We start from the raw sequence: 18,064 nt of genomic DNA on the forward strand, positions 1-18,064 counted from the left end.
TCGATTATTATTAGTAAATTCGCCCACAGTACAAAAATGAATTCATGAACAACTTCAATTATAAAAAGTTAAACATCATTTTAGGGTGGGTCGCTTTTGCAATTGCTCTCATAACATATACTTTAACTTTAGAACCTACTGTAAGCTACTGGGATTGTGGCGAATATATAGCTACTTCTGTAAAACTTGAAGTTGGTCATCCTCCAGGAGCACCATTATTTCAAATGTTGGGCGCGTTCTTTGCAATGTTTACTAGTGATGTAACGCAAATAGCTAAAATGGTGAATTTCATGTCTGCTTTGGCTAGTGCATTTACTATCCTATTTTTATTTTGGACAATCACCGCACTCGCTAAAAAAATTGTAGGTAAAGCAGAGGAATTAACCAATGCAAAATCTATTGCAATTCTAGGTAGTGGTTTAGTTGGGGCTTTAGCATATACATTTTCAGATAGTTTTTGGTTTAGTGCCGTTGAAGGTGAGGTATATGCAATGTCGTCCTTTTTGATGGCTTTATTGTTCTGGCTAGGATTACGATGGGAAAGTGAAATGGATTCGCCTCGTGGCCACAAATGGTTACTACTCATTAGTTTTGTAGTAGGTTTATCATTTGGAGTTCACATATTATCTCTATTAGTAATTCCGTCTATTGTATTTATCTATTTTTATAAAAAATACAAAGACATTACCACTAAAAAATTCATCATTGCTAATATAGTTTCTGTATTGGTATTAGTATTTGTATTCAAATTTTTATTTCCATACACATTAGCATTTTTTAGTGCATCAGAATTATTCTTTATAAATTCTGTAGGATTGCCTTTTAATTCTGGAAGCATTATCGCTGGTATCTTATTAATCGCGGTATTTTATTTCGGAATTCGTTATACGCGTAAGAAAAAATTATACAATACAAATCTGATCATTCTATGTTTGTTATTTGTTATGATAGGTTTTTCATCATGGTTAATGCTGCCTATCCGTGCAAACGCAAATACAACTATTAATGAAAATAATCCTTCAAGTGCTCGTGAGCTGTTAGCATATTATAATCGTGAGCAATATGGAGATGCCAGTATTTTTTATGATTCATACTATTCAGAAACACGTCAGCAAGATCCTAATGATCCATACAGAGATGATAAACCTAAGTATGAAAAAGACAAAAAAGCAGGTAAATATGTAATTGTAAATAAATACAAAAACGCTTTACCAAATTATACAGATAAACATAAAGGATTTATACCTAGAATGGTGGATCCGTCACCAAGTGTAATTGCAAACTATAAAGCTGTTGCAGGGATACCTCAACGAAGTAAACGTAGGCCAACTTTTGCTGAGAATCTAAAGTTTATGCTCGACTTTCAATTTGGTTATATGTATGGCCGCTATTTTATGTGGAATTTTGTTGGACGACAAGATGATGTACAAGGTAATTTAGACAACCATGGTAATTGGATTAGCGGTATCAGCTTTGTCGATAATTTTTTAAGAGGGTCACAAGATAATTTGCCTCCAGAAATGGCAGAAAATAAAGGGCGAAATACATATTATTTTCTACCGCTTATTTTAGGAATTATAGGTCTCTTATTCCATATAAAATTTGATAAAAAGAATTTTTATGTGCTACTACTCTTCTTTGCCTTTACAGGATTAGCCATTATATTCTACACCAACCCTAAACCATTTGAACCTCGCGAACGTGATTATGCAGTAGTAGGTTCTTTTTACATTTTTGCAATTTGGATTGGCTTTGGTGTACTAGCGCTATTCGAACAATTTAAAAGTAAATTAAATCCTAGGATTGCAGCTCTCACTATTAGTGCAGTATGTTTATTAGCTGTACCTGTGCTTATGGGCTTTCAAAACTGGGATGACCATGATCGGTCTGGGCGTTGGGCAACACATAATAATGCCAAAGCATATTTAGACTCTACTGATAAAAATGCCATCATGTTTACCATTGGTGATAATGATACTTTCCCGCTATGGTATATGCAAGAAGTAGAAGATTACAGAACTGATATTAAGTTGGTAAATACAAGTCTGTTCGCAACGGATTGGTATATTGACCAACAAAAACGTAAAACGTATGACGCAGATCCTATTCCTTCAGAACTAACACATGAAGAATATAGAACTGGCACACTGGATGTTGCTTATCATATACCTATTGAATTAAAAAATATTGCCGTAAAAGATACCATTGATTTATTTGAAGATGATTCTACTGAGGATAAACCATTTGAAAATAGAGTAGATATTGATTTCTTTATGAAATGGTTAAAAAGTGATAGTCCTAGAACATTTATAGACTTTGATGAAGACGGTAATCCTGAAAAAATTTATCCTACTAATAAACTCCGTCTGTATGTAGATAAAGAAGCTGTTTTAAAAAATGGAATTGTAGCTCCAGAAGATGCCGATAAGATTCTACCTTATATTGATTTTGATATTGATGAAAATGGTCTAACCAAAAATCGCATTTTAATGTTAGATGTATTAGCAAATACAAATTGGGAGCGTCCTATCTATTTTACTGGTGGTGCACATGCTGCAGAAGAATATATTTGGTTAAAAGATTATTTACAATTAGAAGGCTTAGCATATAAATTTGTACCTATAAAAACTCCAAGTACTTATCCAGATGGCCGCGCAAGAAGCATATTAGATATAGGTCGCATTAACACAGATATAATGTATAATAATGTAAAAAAATGGGATTGGAAAAATTCTAATAGTGATCATATTTATGTAGATGTTGAAACTCGCAAAAATGGTATTTCATTTAGAAATAATTTGGTTCGACTTGCCGAAGCTTTAATTAAAGAAGGCAAAAAGGATAAAGCAGAGGAGATTCTTGATCTATCTATTGAGAAAATGCCAATTGCACGTTATGGTCATTATGGTATGGTATTAGGGTATATTGAAAATTATTACAAAATAGATAAGAAAGAGAAAGCTCAAAACGTTGCTGATACTTTAGTGAATATTTTTAGAGATCGTATAGATTACTACAGTAGTCTCGATAAATATGGTATCACTAAGAATTATGATGATATAGAGACTACACTTATTATGTATAACAATGTGGTTGCAACTGCTGATGAATTTGATGAATCTTTTGCAGATGAATTGAAAAAAGGATATATCGAATCCGTAAAAATGTTTGAAGGTATATTAGAATAAAGTGCAGCTCGTATTGGTAAAAACTCCATGGATTTTTAAAAAATTATTTCCGAATTATATTTGGAGTATCTCTAATAAGAATCCTGATGAGAAAGTACTTTATCTAACTTTTGATGACGGCCCTACACAAGAAATTACTGAGCAAGTTTTAAATATTCTTAAACAATTCAATGCCAAAGCCACTTTTTTTTGCATTGGTAAAAATGTGAAGAAAAATCCATCCATTTTTAATCTAATCTTAGAAGAAGGGCATTCTATCGGTAACCATACTTTTAATCACTTAAATGGATGGAAAAGTAATAAATCTATGTATTTAAAAGACATAGAAGAAGCTGATAAAAAAATCAACTCTAAACTTTTTAGACCTCCATATGGTAGAATAAAAAACACTCAAGCTAAATACTTAAGAAAACAAGGATATAAGATTGTAATGTGGGATGTTTTAACTTATGATTGGGATACAAGTTTCAACCCCGAAAAAATATTTAATAACGTAATCAATAACTCAAAATCTGGTAGCATTATAGTGTTTCATGATAGCGAAAAAGCAGCAAAAAATGTATTAGTGGTGTTACCAAAAATACTTGAGTATTTCAGTAAAAAAAGTTATTCCTTCAAAAAAATAGAGGTTGCCTAAACGTATTGCTGTACTAAACTAATTAAAGTATTAGCATCTTGCTCACCAGATTGGCGCCATTTCATCTCGCCATTTTTATAGATAATAAATGTAGGGTTACCTTTAATACGCAAAGCATTTGCTAAGGTTTCATTTTTATCAATATCTATTTTAATGACCTTTGCTTTATCGCCAAGTGCAGCCGCAACATCTCTTAGCACAGAGTGTAGACTTGTGTTATTTTCATTCCAATCGGCATAAAAATCGATCAGTGTTGGAATGTTTGAATTAATTAATTCGCCAAATTTTGCCATAAGCATGAATTTTATTTAGACAATAACATTTGGGCTAATAATACTATCTATAAACAAATATAATATTCTTTTATTAATTATGCAGTTTTTGAGCTCTTTTTCAGGGTAATAACACTAATTTCTGGCCAAATACCAACTCTTCCAGGATATGCTAAGAAACCAAAACCTCTATTTACATTAATATATTTACCTGCGTCTTCATAAATACCCGCCCAATGTTTGTAACGCCATTTTACCGGGCTCCATTTGATCCAACCTGGAATTTCTATACCGAACTGCATACCATGTGTATGACCACTTAATGTTAGGTGAAAGTGTTTATCATCTTTTTTTACTTCTTCTTCCCAATGGCTCGGGTCATGACTCAGTAAGATCTTAAAATCTTTTTTGTCAATTCCCGTTGATGCTTTTGGCAGATCACCAGCTTTTTTAAATCCACCAGCTCCCCAATTCTCAACTCCTACCAAAGCAATTTTTTCTCCATTCTTTTCTAAATAACGATTATCATTCAATAAAAGATCAAACCCAATCTCTTTATGAATTTCTTTTAATTTCTCCATGTTTTTGGTTTTACCTTCAGTAGTTTCCCATTGAATATAATCGCCATAATCGTGATTCCCTAATACAGAATACATTCCATCCTTAGCTCCTAACTTTTTAAAAGAATCAACCCAAGGCAGCATTTCATCAGCTCTATTGTTTACCATATCACCAGTAAACAAAATAACATCTGAACTTTGTTGATTTATAAGGTCTATACCATATTCAATCTTTTTCTTATTGTCAAAACTTCCGCTGTGTATATCAGATATTTGTGTAATCTGGTAACCGTCAAAAGCTTTTGGCAAATCATCGAACTCTAAGGTATATTTTAAAACCTTATAGTTATATTTCCCTCTATACATTCCGTATAACAAAGAGGCTAGTGGTATTGCAGCTAAACCTAATGCAATTTGGCTAATAAACTTCCTTCGAGATGGAAAATAATTACCCTCAGCAGCTTTACCTTCTGTAGCCATTCTGTACAATGCTTGTGGAACTCTAAAAATATCCTCTCCAAACATAAATAACAGTAATACAATTTTAGGAATAAACAAACTTAAAAAGAAACCTATGGCTTGATTAGTTGTTGGTGTAATACCCACACTACGATTAAAGGTCACCAATTGGTATATAAAGTTTAACATTACTAAAATAGTTACAATCCAATATAATATATGTAACCACCGATGTTTAAAAGTTGTTTTAAATGCCTGAAAAGCATAAAGATCAATAACTAAATAAATGGCAAGAAAAATAATCCAGCGAATCATACCTAATTTCTGTTAAACCCAAACAAATATAAACCTAAAACAAAGAATCTATTTTAACATCCTGTTAAAGTTTCGTAGCTTTGGTTTTCTTATCAGTTTATACTCATGTCAGAACAAAAACGCCTTTTTTTACTTGATGCTTATGCTTTAATTTTTAGAGGGTATTATGCTTTTATAAAAAATCCAAGAATCAATTCTAAAGGTGTAGACACTTCTGCTATTATGGGTTTTACAAACTCATTATTAGATGTTATAAAACGTGAGCGTCCAGATCATTTAGCTGTTTGTTTCGACAAGGGCGGTAGTGTAGATCGTGTTGAAATGTTCGAAGCATATAAAGCTAACCGTGATGAAACACCTGAAGCTATAAAAATTGCTGTTCCATATATAGAACAGATCTTAAAAGCAATGCATATACCTATTATCGTTAAAGAAGGGTATGAAGCTGATGATATTATCGGAACGTTGGCTAAGAAAGCAGAAAAAGAGGGCTATCAAACTTTTATGGTTACGCCAGATAAAGATTTTGCGCAGTTAGTTTCTGAAAACATTTTTATGTATCGCCCACGTTTTGGAGGTGGTTATGAAACTTGGGGTATTAAAGAAGTTCAAGAAAAATTTGAAGTGGAACGACCAGAGCAAGTCATTGATTTTTTGGGAATGATGGGAGATTCTGTAGATAATATTCCTGGCTTACCAGGAGTCGGCGAAAAAACTGCTAAAAAATTTATTGGTCTTTACGGAAGCATGGAAAGTTTATTAGCTAATACTCATGAATTAAAAGGTAAAATGAAAGAGAAAGTAGAAGCTAATAAAGAATTAGGTTTACTTTCTAAAGAGCTAGCAACAATAATGCTTGACGTACCTGTAGAATTTCATGAAGAGAATTTTGAACTATCACAACCAAATATAGACGCTGTAAAAGAAGTATTTACAGAATTAGAATTTAGACGCTTAACTGAAAATTTTGTCAAAACTTTTAGTACTGAAACTAGTGATATACACACAACAAAAATAACTGAAGTTAAGCCTAAAAAAGTAGCTCCTACTAATAATGGTCAATTTGATCTATTTACAACACCTGGAGCTGGGACAGTTACGCATGAAACTGCTGAAATAACTGGTTATAAAACTATTGCAAATACATCACATTTTTATCAGTTTATAAACACACCTGTTTCACGTAAGCTACTGTTAAGCAAGTTACAGCAACAAAAATCAGTTTGTTTCGACACTGAAACAACTGGCTTAAAAGCTTTAGAAGTTGAATTAATTGGTATTGCATTTTCATGGGAAGTGGGTAAAGGTTATTATGTTGCTTTTCCTGAAGATCAACAAGAAACGCAAAACATTCTTGAAGAATTTCGACCATTCTTCGAAAATGAAGCTATTGAAAAAATTGGTCATAATTTAAAATATGATATTAAAGTATTATCGAATTATAATATTCCTGTTAAAGGAAAATTGTTTGATACTATGATTGCGCATTATTTGATCAATCCCGATATGCGCCATAATATGGATGTATTGGCAGAAACCTATTTAAATTACCAGCCAGTTTCTATTACTGAATTGATTGGTAAAAAAGGTAAAAACCAATTAACTATGCGTGTCGTAGAGTTGCCAAAACAAACTGAATATGCTGTTGAAGACTCAGATATTACTTTACAATTAAAGGAACATTTTGAAAAGGAATTGGAAAGTGGTAACGTAACTAAATTGTTTGATAGCGTAGAATTGCCTTTAGTAAATGTGCTTACATCAATGGAAATTGAAGGTATAAACATAAATACCGATTTTCTAAAGGAGCTTTCTGTTGCTTTAACTGATGATATTAATAGACTCAAAAAAGATATTTACGAACAAGCTGGAGAAGAATTTAATTTATCATCACCAAAGCAGTTGGGGCCTATCCTTTTTGATAAGCTAAAATTAGTAGATAAGCCTAAAAAGACAAAAACGGGTCAATATTCTACAGCAGAAGATGTACTATCCTATCTAGCTAAAGATCATAAAATAGTTGCAGATATTTTAGAGTTTAGACAGTATAAAAAATTACAAAGTACTTATGTAGATGCTTTGCCTAATGAGATCAATCCTAAAACGGGAAGAATTCATACAGTTTATGCTCAGGCCGTTGCTGCAACTGGTAGATTAAGCTCTAATAATCCTAATTTACAAAATATTCCAATTCGTACAGAAAGAGGAAGACAAGTCCGCAAAGCATTTATACCAAGAGATGAAAATCATGTATTGCTGGCGGCAGATTATTCGCAAATAGAATTACGAATTATAGCTGCTTTAAGTGAAGAAAAAACCATGATGGAAGCTTTTAAAAATGGTGAAGATATTCATGCTACTACTGCTGCCAAAGTCTTTGGTGTTGATATTAACGATGTAACAAGGGAACAACGTGGAAATGCTAAAACAGTCAATTTTGGAATTATCTATGGAGTTTCTGCATTTGGGTTGAGTAATCAAACTTCATTAACCAGAAGTGAGTCTAAAGAATTAATTGACACTTATTATAAAACATATCCTAAGCTCCGAAATTATATGTCTGAGCTCGTAGATTTTGCTCGTAAAAATGGTTATGTAGAGACCGTATTGGGTAGACGTAGGTACTTAAAAGATATCAATTCTAGAAACGCTGTAGTTCGAGGTGCCGCAGAACGTAATGCCGTAAATGCACCTATACAAGGTAGTGCAGCAGATATTATAAAATTAGCCATGATCAATATTCACAATCGCTTTGAAAAAGAGCAATTCAAATCTAAGATGCTTTTACAAGTTCATGATGAATTGGTATTTGACGCTCATAAAGATGAATTAGACATTATTAAACCAATTATCAAATCTGAGATGGAAAACGCATACAAGCTCGCTGTACCACTAGATGTAGAATTAGGTGTTGGTGAGAATTGGTTAGAGGCACATTAAATTTATTTCCTATTATTTTAAAAATATATTCTTAAACCATTAATTATTATCAAACAAAAAACACTTTCTAAATACACTTTCATTCTACTGCTAATCTTAGCAGGTGAAGCAGTGTTTATTTTACCTTTTGTGTTAGCACGTATCTTTCTACCTACCTTTTTAGAAACTTTTGACCTTACCAATCTCGAAAAAGGGATTTGCTTTTCGGTGTATGGCATCGTTGCATTTATCTCTTATTTTTTTGGAGGGATGTTAGCCGATAAGTTTAAACCTAACAGTTTGATGGCTATTGCGCTTTGGCTAACCGCCTTAGGTGGATTTTATATGACAACCGTTCCCAGTTACTTTATGCTAAAAGTACTATATGGTTATTGGGGTTTTACTACTATCTTTTTGTTTTGGGCAGCGATGATAAAAGCCACACGTATTTGGGGAGGTGCCAATTCACAAGGAAAGGCCTTTGGTTTTTTAGACGGTGGTCGCGGACTCGTTGCCGCACTATTTGGCACCATGGGTGTTGTTATTTTCTCGATTTTTATACCTTCTGCTGAAGCTTTAGCGGCTGGTGCACAAAGTAGCGAAGCTTTTATTAGAGTGATTTTTATTTCATCTATTATAGTAGCATTTGTAGGAGTGTTGACATTCTTCTTTTTAAAATTACCACAGAAAGAAGCTGCTGAACAGCAAGTAAAAAGCATCACTGCAGCCAATGTAAAAACCGTTTTAAAGCTACCTGCTGTATGGTTGTTAATGATCATTATTTTATGTGCCTATGTAGGTTATAAGTTTACCGATGTATTTTCACTTTATGCAAAAGAAGTGATGCTATATAGTGAAGTTGATGCTGCTAAAACTGGTACGTATTTATTATTTATACGCCCAATAGTTGGGGTATTGGTTGGCTTTTTAGCCGATAGAGCCAAAGCTTCTATTTATTTAGTTGCTGGTTTTGCTGTAGCCATTATTGGTTCTTTGTTATTTGCTAGTGATTTGACAGACCCTTCGATGGACATCTTTTTCCTACTCTCGGTATTTTTAGTAGCACTAGGCGTGTATGCTGCTCGTGTACTCTATTTTGCTGTGTTAGAAGAAGGCAAGATACCTCTAGCTTTAACGGGTACTGCTGTAGGTGTAATCTCGGTAATAGGTTACACCCCAGATATTTTTGCAAGCCCTTTAATGGGTTATTTACTCGACAACTCACCTGGTAGAACTGGTCATCAACATGTTTTTTTAGCGCTTGCAGTTTTTTCGTTGGTAGGATTGATAGCTTCTTTTATTTTCTTAAGACTCCATACTAAGAAAGTAAAATCTTGATTTTTAATTGATTTTCGGTAACTTCGTTTTATTGATCACTAAACGGAATTAAAGCTCCTTTTAGCTTAAATTTATGCTTAATTCTTAAATTTCCTTATGAGAGGAAAATCAACACTTGAAGATATTTATAATGGAATTCTTAAAACAATTAAGAAAGTGATTTTAAATGAAAGTGATTCTGAAATACTGGGAAGTAACACGGAAGATCTCATGGAATATTATATCGGCGAGCATTGTTTTACTCCCGTAAAAATTGACGAAGACGAAAGTGATCATTGGGAACATAAAAAATTCATCAAAACTATTAGAGGTAATGAAAGAGACCCTGCTTACAGATATGAGGGTAACATGGAGATGGAATGCGAATCAATAAAATTAACTATTCCCTTAATTCCTAATGAAGAAACCTTGATCTTATTAACAACTCCTTCAAGATTATTTGCTCGTGATGCTATTCGAACTGGCACTGGAATTTCAATTTCGAAAAATAGCCTTAGCTATGAATTTGAAATAAAGGGCTATAGAATAAATAAAAGTGATGAACAAGTTCAACAAGAATTATCAAGTGCTAAGGACAGAATCACTAAAATTATTAAGGACAAGGAAACTTTTATCCTATCTCAGAATGATCTAATTAGAAGTCAAGTTAAGAACTCAATAAGTGATAGAAAGACGAAAATTAAAGAGGATCAGGAGAGACTTAATAGATTAACCAAAAAAATCAACATCCCATTAAAAAGAAAGAATGAAGAGACAATCAAAAGAATTCGAATTAACAAGAAACCATTCATTAAGAAAATAAAACCAAAGCTTGAACTTCCCACGGAATATATTCTTGATAAGTCCAAAGTACTTGACATTCTCACTATAATTAATAACCAAGGCATACAGTTTGAGAAAACTCCTCAGTCATATAAATCAATGGAAGAAGAGAACCTCAGAGATATTTTATTGGTTAATCTTAATACAGTATTTGAAGGAGCTGCAACAGGTGAAACATTTTCCAACAAGGGAAAAACAGATATCTATCTCAATATTGACCAAGGTAACATCCTAGTCTGTGAATGTAAATTTTGGAAAGGAGCTAATGCTTATCATAAAACAATTGATCAAATTCTAGGATATCTTACTTGGAGAAACAATTTTGGAGTTATTATAACATTCAGTAAAATTCAAAGATTTTCAAAAATATTTGAAGAGATTGAAAATCAGATTAAAAGTCATTCCTCTTATACAGAAGGTTATAAAAAAATTTCAAACACACATTACAGCTCTTTTCATAACCTGCCAATAGATGATGGAAAAAAAGTGGAATTGCATCATCTGTTCTACAACCTTAATGCGAAGTAATAGAGAACTATTCTCAATCTTTTCTAAATAAATTCACTAAAACAAAAGCCACTAAAGAAGGTAATACCCATCCTAAACTATATTGAGAAAGCGGTATCATATTTTGCACACTTGTTAAGCTTTCGGGTTGAATGATAAACTTTAAAAAGTCGGGTATGCTAAATAAAAAAGTGACAGCTACTACTATTTTAAATACGAGTGGTGAAGCATATTTTTCTGGCATCACATTTAACAAAATCAATACAATAGTAATAGGGTAAATAAACATCAATGCCGGTAAGGCAATATCAATAATATAATGTACATCAAACTGCCCAACAACAACACCAATAATACAAGCCAATACAGCAGTAATCGTATAAGCTAATTGTGATTCTTTAAATAATCCTTTAAAGTAATCGGCGGTTCCGGTAATAATTCCCACGGCAGTGGTAAAACAAGCCAAAGCAACCAATATACTTAAAAACGTAGTGCCAAAATTACCCAAAGTAATGGTACTTAAACCTGCCAATACTTCTGTACGTGTGGCTTCAGCATCAAAAGACATATTAAATAACGAGCCACTCAAGATCATACCGCTGTAAATAATAAATAATCCAGCTCCGGCAATAAAACCAGATTTTGTAATGAGTTCTTTCTTCGCTTCAAAAGAATCATGACCGCGCAACTTTAAAGAGATAATTATAACAGCCCCAACCACCACGGCGCCAATGGCATCAAACGTTTGATAACCTTCTAACAGGCCATCTACAATTGGTGTTTTAAACAACGAAGGGTTCTGCAATGGCGTTGAAGAACCCAGAGCAATAGCAATAACTGCTAATAGAATAAGTACAATAAGTGGTGTTAGATATTTACCTATAAAGCTTAAGATCTTTGAGCGATTCATGACAAAGATGAAGACCAAAACAAAATAAATAGTACTCGTTACTAGAGAACTTGTGCCAAAAAATGGTGCAATAGCCATTTCGTGTGTTACTGAAGCTGTTCTAGGTGCAGGCAACGCCACCGAAATAGCATAGACAATTAAACAATACGCTAAACTAAAAACAGGTGATACTTTTTTACCAAAATCATACATGGTACCTTGTAAACGCGCATGTGCTAGAATACCCAATAGTGGAATCAATACAGCAGTTATAGCAAAACCTAAAGCTACCCAAAACCAATCTCCGCCAGCTTTAAAGCCTAAAAAAGGAGGTAAAATGAGGTTTCCGGCTCCAAAGAACATCGAAAACAACGCAAAACCACTAATCCAAATTTCTTTTGTTTTATTCATTTGGTAAAAATTATCTTTGCCGAATATAGTAAAATGATTTTAGCACATAAAGGCATCGATATTTTTTATACCGACCAAGGCAAAGGGCAGGCCGTGATACTATTACATGGATTTTTAGAAAATTCATCGATGTGGGGGCGGATAGCCGCCCAGCTAAGCATGAAAAACCGCGTGATCTGTATCGATCTATTAGGGCATGGTAAAACAGGATGCTTGGGTTATATACATACCATGGAGCAAATGGCCGAAGCTGTTCAAGCTGTTTTGCAGCATTTAAAGATCAGGCGTTCGGTTATGATCGGTCATTCTATGGGTGGTTATGTGGCACTCGCTTTCGCGGAAAAAAATCCGGATGCTTTAAAAGGATTGTGTCTATTGAATTCTACTGCAAAAGGAGACTCAGCAGAGAAAAAGAAGAATAGAAATCGAGCTATTAAAGCCGTAAAGCAAAATCATAAGACTTTTGTAAGAATGTCAATCCCAAATCTCTTCAGACCTAAAAATCGCACGCTATTTTCTAAGGAAATTAAAGAATTAAAAAAGGAAGCGTTAAAAACACCCGCACAAGGCATCGTTGCGGCTTTAGAAGGTATGAAAATACGCGATCATAGAGATATGCTATTGCATTTTTCACCTTATAAAAAATTATTGGTCATAGGCAGAAAAGACCCTGTTTTAGAGTATGACTCACTCATTGATCAAGTGAAAAACACAGAAGTTGACGTTGTAGAATTTGCTGATGGGCATATGAGCCATATAGAAAATTATGAAGAGTGCCTTTTTGAGTTACAGTGGTTTGTAAAAAAATGCAGCTGAGGAAAATTTGTCAATTCGAGTGAATTTTATGAATAAAATTTATATCGAGAATCAAATTTTCAATTAACTAGCAGTTCTCGATACAATTCCGATAAATCGGAATTACTCGAACTGACAATTTATAGGTCTTTTAACAATCTCTCGTGTAATTAAGCTGTATTTTTAGCGACTAGTGAACCTATATATCCAATACATGTTTAAAAAATTAACGCTACTTTTTACAGCAACTCTATTCTTAGCGTCTTGTGCTAAAAAGGAAACACCTGCTTTTACCATTTCTGGAACTGTAAGCCCTGTTTCAGCTGATTATATAATTCTAAAAAAAGAAAGTGATATTGAGCGAAAGCTTACCGAAGTTATAGACACAATAGCTGTAGATCAACAAGGAAATTTTAGAACTTCATTTACTGATGAACCTTACCTCTATTCATTAAACTTCCCGAATAAAAAGAAAATAGATATTGTTTTAAATACAGGTCAAGATGTTCAATTGAATATTACTGGTTATGATACTGATGATTTTGAAGCAACGGCTCAGGGCTCAAAAGACACTGAAGAATTACTAGCATATGAAGCTTTTAGAACTGAATCCTTAGACAGGTTGGTAAAGTCAGTCCGGAGAGAAATTAAAGACCTCAAAAAAATTGAGCCTTTAGACCAAAAAAAATTAGATGAACTTAGTAAACTTGAATTAAGTAATTACGATATACATCTTGATGAATTGGTAGGCTACATCAAAAAAAATATGAACTCTACATTGGGGTTGTACGCTACTTCTATTCGTTGGAAAGGTGCACATCAATTAGCTAATTTCGATTCGTTAGCTAGCGAATTTGAAACTGTGCATCCTGATTTAGCGATCACTAAAAAAATTAGAGAAAAGGTTACTCGTTTACAGCAAACTGCTATTGGCGGAATTGTAAAAAACATAGAAATGCCAAATGCCGCAGGTGATTTGGTAAGCTTATCTTCTATAAAATCTGATTATATCCTTATTGATTTTTGGGCGAGTTGGTGTGGGCCTTGTCGACGTGAGGCTCCAAAATTAAATGAGTTAATGAATAAATACTCACGTGAACAATTTGATATTTATGGAGTATCACTTGATGATAATAGAGATAAATGGCTAAAAGCACTAGAAAAAGATAATCGTACTTGGACGAACGTTTCAACACTCGAGCGATTTAAAACGCCTGCGGCTTATGACTATGCCGTAACAGCTTTACCTGCTAATTTTTTGATCGATAAAAACGGAAAGATCATTACTAAAGACTTGCATGAAGAAGAATTATTTAGGATAATAGACCACCTTGTTAATAAAAAGTAAATACATCCTTTATAAATATGTCATTACTGCGAAAGCAGGTATCCACAATATAATTTACCAGATTCAGGATCAAGTCCGGAATAACAAATCATAAAAAATTACTTATTCATTATTTCGCTAAGATTAATAGAATAAATTCTATTTAAGCCTTTAGGTGATTGTTTATACATCTTTAAAAAAGTATCCAAGTTTAAAGGTTCGTCATAGTGACTTTTGACATCGGTTTTCTGACTTGTAAAATATAATTTACCTTTTTTAACATCTACAAATGGGCAAAAATCTAAATATTCAGAATTTATTTTTTCGAGCAGTTTGCCTTCTGACCAAACGCCATCTTTATTGTAGCTAATATATAGCTCACCTCTACCTTTTCCTTCTTTAGGTCGCTGACCACTAAATAGAATATAACTCTCATCTAGAGCTACAAAAGCATTAAATTCAAAATATTTTGTGTTCAATTCACCCTTTAGTGAGGTTGGTTCTTGATAATTACCATTTTTAAATCTACTCACAAAAATGTCCTCTCTGCCAACTGCTCCTTCGCGTTCTGCTGTAAAATAAATGTCTCCATTATTAGTAATTGAAGGGTAAAACTCATGCGCCGAAGTGTTGATCGGCGCACCTATATTTTTAGGCTTAGACCAACCACTATTAGTTCTATCTACGTACCAGATATCATAATCCTTTGGCTTTATAGAATCCCTATGGACCGGTCTGTTCGACACAAAATATAGTCGTTTGCCGTCTGGAGAAAAAGCAGCTTCTAGGTCACGGTATTTTCCTGTAAAAGAAACTGATTTAGGCTTGCTCCAACCATCTTGAGTTTTTTTGATATAGGAAATAAGCGCTATTCTACTTTTTAGATCATCTACTGTAAAGTAAATCTCTTGTCCATCTGGAGACATGGTGAAATCTCGAACATTTGGATAGCTTTCAAAAACTTCCTGTAAAAAAGGTTTAGCACTTTTCTGTGCAAATGCCGCCAAAGAAATGAAAAAAGTTAACAGCCAAAGTAGTATTCTAACCATAAGACAATTGATTTTAGGTTGTCTAAAATTAGAATATTAAAGTATTCAATAAATTAATGAGAATGGAATTAACTCTTTTTTAACAAAGCATTCCAACCTTGAGCAGTTAGTTCTATCTTTTGATTGGCGCGAGTAATTAAGCTCATTCCTTCGCTTTTATCAGTTATATGACCGATAACTGTAAAATTTGGGTTCGCTTTTATTTTATCAAAATCTCCAATATCTATTGTAAATAACAATTCATAATCTTCACCTCCACTTAAGGCAACCATCGTACTATCAATTTTAAATTCTTCGCAAGTAGAAATAACTTGAGGATCTAACGGCAATTTATCTTCAAACACATTACAACCGACATCACTTTGCTGGCATATATGAATAATCTCTGAGGACAATCCATCAGAAATATCGATCATAGAAGTTGGTTTTACTTCTAAGTCTTTTAATAGTTTAATTACATCTTTACGTGCTTCTGGTTTTAATTGACGTTCTACCAAATAAGTATAATTATCTAATTCTGGCTGTGCTTTCGGATTAGCTTGAAAAACCTGCTTTTCACGCTCTAAAACTTGTAATCCTAAATACGCAGCACCCAAATCACCCGTAACTACAATCAAGTCATTTGGTTTGGCACCACTTCTGTAGACTACATTTTTTTTGTCTGTTTCACCTATGGCAGTAATACTTATCAATAATCCTTTGGTAGAAGAAGTAGTATCACCTCCAACAAGGTCAACATTATAATTCTTGCACGCTAAATGAATTCCAGAATACAGTTCTTCAATAGCTTCCAAAGGAAAGCGATTAGATACAGCAATGGAAACCGTAATCTGAGTTGCATTACCATTCATGGCATAGACGTCCGATAAATTTACCATTACAGCTTTATAACCTAAATGTTTTAATGGCATATACGAAAGATCAAAATGCACACCTTCTACCAATAGATCTGTCGTTACTAAAACCTGATTATCAAATTGTAAAACAGCAGCATCATCACCGACTCCTTTAACAGAAGACTTGTGTTGTAATTTTATAGCATCTGTAAGGTGTTTTATCAATCCAAATTCTCCCAGATCAGCCAGCGAAGTAAGATTTTGATTTTTGTCTTCTAACATGTATCGAGTTTTACAACAAGAAATTCATACATTTGTTTTGCTTTGCAAAAATCGCCATTTATTTTGATACCGTTGCATGGTTTTTGATATAAAATGTTACTACCTAAACAAATTCAGATGATTAAAAAAACTCTTTATCCTATAGTTACCTTTGCAGTTTCGTTGATAATATTTTCATGTTCATCTTCTGATGATTCAGGAAATGATTCTATAATTACAGATGCAGATGGTGACACAATTGTTGATATAAGCGATAATTGTGCTAATGTTGCTAATACAAGTCAAAAAGACAGTGATGGTGATGGCATAGGTAATGCATGTGATGCAGTTTTTAATTTTACAACTAAGTTTTGTGATAGTGGATCTGCTGATATTTATCCTTGTAATAATTATGATCTTTTATTACATATTCCATTAGATTTTTTTGGAGCAGATTCAGCAAATGATTCTTGGGGTTGGACAGATCCTTCTACTAATAAAGAGTACGCCTTATTCGGTTTAAATAATGGTACAGCTTTTATAGATGTTAGTAACCCTAATGAAGCTGTTTTCTTAGGAACCTTACCAACAGCAACTGAAAATAGTGCATGGAGAGATATAAAAATTTATAATAACCATGCTTTTATAGTAAGTGAAGCTGATAACCATGGTATGCAAGTTTTCGATTTGACAAGATTGAGAAGCGTTGCGAATCCCCCACAAACATTTTCTGCTGATACAAGATTTACTGGCTTCGGTAGTGCCCACAATCTAGTTATAAATGAAGAAATGGGTTATGCTTATCCTGTTGGCACAAGTAGGAGTGGTACATATAAAGGAGGTCCATTATTTATCAATATTCAAAACCCTACTTCACCAATTTCAGAAGGTGGCTATGGTGATGATGACTATAGCCATGATGCACAAGTTGTAACGTATGCTGGGCCTGATACAGATTATACAGGTAAAGAAATTTATGTTGGTAGTAATGAGAATGAAATTATAATTGCTGATATCACAGATAAAGCTAACCCTAAGCATATTGCCAGAATTGGTTATAATAATACTTCATATACACATCAAGGATGGTTTACAGAAGATCAAAAGTATTTAATTGTAGGTGACGAACTCGACGAGCGTGATTTTGGTTTAAACTCTCGTAGTTTAATTTTTGATTTATCTGATTTAGATAATCCTACATTCAAGATGGAATATTTAGGCCCTACATCCGCTATAGACCACAATGGTTATGTTAAAGGAGATGTTTTTTACCTAGCTAATTATGCTGCTGGAGTTCGTTTTATTGACATTTCCAATCTTGGTAGTAATACCATGACAGAAGTAGGTTATTTTGATACATTCCCCGTTCATAACAACACAAGTTTTGACGGAGTATGGAATGTATATCCGTATTTTGAAAGCAATAATATTCTTATTAGTGATGCTGATAATGGTTTGTTTATTGTCAAAAAAAAATAA

13 protein-coding genes are annotated in these 18,064 nt (G+C 33.4%); 8 read left to right on the forward strand and 5 right to left on the reverse strand.

What is annotated here, in order from left to right; translation table 11 throughout:
* Positions 1–44 precede the first annotated feature (44 nt).
* Positions 45–3,188 (forward strand): glycosyltransferase family 117 protein, encoded by a 3,144-nt coding sequence (locus AC3IF2_RS10705; RefSeq protein ID WP_489167165.1) that lies wholly within the window; start codon positions 45–47, stop codon positions 3,186–3,188.
* A 1-nt stretch (position 3,189) separates the two neighbouring features.
* The gene (locus AC3IF2_RS10710) at positions 3,190–3,825 is read left to right on the forward strand and encodes a polysaccharide deacetylase family protein (protein ID WP_489167166.1); all 636 of its coding nucleotides are present in this window, start codon (positions 3,190–3,192) and stop codon (positions 3,823–3,825) included.
* On the opposite strand, the gene AC3IF2_RS10715 is transcribed toward AC3IF2_RS10710, so the two are convergent.
* Both AC3IF2_RS10715 and AC3IF2_RS10720 read right to left on the reverse strand, forming a co-directional pair.
* A complete protein-coding gene (locus tag AC3IF2_RS10715) occupies positions 3,822–4,118 on the reverse strand; it encodes a thioredoxin family protein (protein WP_480198941.1) in 297 nt (98 codons plus the stop codon). The two genes, AC3IF2_RS10710 and AC3IF2_RS10715, sit on opposite strands and share 4 nt — an antisense overlap.
* 77 nt (positions 4,119–4,195) lie before the next feature.
* Positions 4,196–5,431: a metallophosphoesterase gene (locus tag AC3IF2_RS10720; protein WP_489167167.1), complete on the reverse strand. Its 1,236-nt coding sequence runs from the start codon at positions 5,429–5,431 to the stop codon at positions 4,196–4,198.
* A gap of 105 nt (positions 5,432–5,536) precedes the next feature.
* On the opposite strand from AC3IF2_RS10720, the gene polA reads away from it, so the two are divergent.
* The 3 genes from polA to AC3IF2_RS10735 all read left to right on the forward strand — a co-directional run bounded on the left by polA (position 5,537) and on the right by AC3IF2_RS10735 (position 11,038).
* Positions 5,537–8,371 (forward strand): DNA polymerase I, encoded by a 2,835-nt coding sequence (gene polA, locus AC3IF2_RS10725; RefSeq protein ID WP_489167169.1) that lies wholly within the window; start codon positions 5,537–5,539, stop codon positions 8,369–8,371.
* A 48-nt stretch (positions 8,372–8,419) separates the two neighbouring features.
* Positions 8,420–9,688 (forward strand): MFS transporter, encoded by a 1,269-nt coding sequence (locus AC3IF2_RS10730; RefSeq protein ID WP_489168005.1) that lies wholly within the window; start codon positions 8,420–8,422, stop codon positions 9,686–9,688.
* 96 nt (positions 9,689–9,784) lie between these two features.
* Complete coding sequence (locus AC3IF2_RS10735; protein WP_489167170.1) at positions 9,785–11,038, forward strand: hypothetical protein; 1,254 nt, start codon at positions 9,785–9,787, stop codon at positions 11,036–11,038.
* Between the two features lie 13 nt (positions 11,039–11,051).
* On the opposite strand, the gene brnQ is transcribed toward AC3IF2_RS10735, so the two are convergent.
* Entirely contained in the window at positions 11,052–12,317 is a 1,266-nt protein-coding gene (gene brnQ / locus AC3IF2_RS10740) for a branched-chain amino acid transport system II carrier protein (RefSeq protein WP_489167172.1), read from the reverse strand.
* A 33-nt stretch (positions 12,318–12,350) separates the two neighbouring features.
* On the opposite strand from brnQ, the gene AC3IF2_RS10745 reads away from it, so the two are divergent.
* Both AC3IF2_RS10745 and AC3IF2_RS10750 read left to right on the forward strand, forming a co-directional pair.
* Positions 12,351–13,133, forward strand: coding sequence for an alpha/beta fold hydrolase (locus AC3IF2_RS10745; RefSeq protein ID WP_489167173.1), 783 nt, complete (start codon positions 12,351–12,353; stop codon positions 13,131–13,133).
* Between the two features lie 193 nt (positions 13,134–13,326).
* Positions 13,327–14,460 (forward strand): redoxin domain-containing protein, encoded by a 1,134-nt coding sequence (locus tag AC3IF2_RS10750; RefSeq protein ID WP_489167174.1) that lies wholly within the window; start codon positions 13,327–13,329, stop codon positions 14,458–14,460.
* 98 nt (positions 14,461–14,558) lie between these two features.
* Here the strand turns inward: AC3IF2_RS10750 and AC3IF2_RS10755 are convergent, their stop codons facing one another.
* Together AC3IF2_RS10755 and thiL are read right to left on the reverse strand one after the other, a co-directional pair.
* Positions 14,559–15,488, reverse strand: coding sequence for a TolB family protein (locus AC3IF2_RS10755; RefSeq protein WP_489167176.1), 930 nt, complete (start codon positions 15,486–15,488; stop codon positions 14,559–14,561).
* Between the two features lie 68 nt (positions 15,489–15,556).
* Positions 15,557–16,606: a thiamine-phosphate kinase gene (gene thiL, locus AC3IF2_RS10760; protein ID WP_489167178.1), complete on the reverse strand. Its 1,050-nt coding sequence runs from the start codon at positions 16,604–16,606 to the stop codon at positions 15,557–15,559.
* Positions 16,607–16,723: 117 nt separating this feature from the next.
* Here thiL and AC3IF2_RS10765 point away from each other — a divergent pair, with 117 nt between their 5' ends.
* Positions 16,724–18,064 (forward strand): choice-of-anchor B family protein, encoded by a 1,341-nt coding sequence (locus AC3IF2_RS10765; RefSeq protein ID WP_489167179.1) that lies wholly within the window; start codon positions 16,724–16,726, stop codon positions 18,062–18,064.

This window comes from Maritimimonas rapanae (assembly GCF_057837205.1).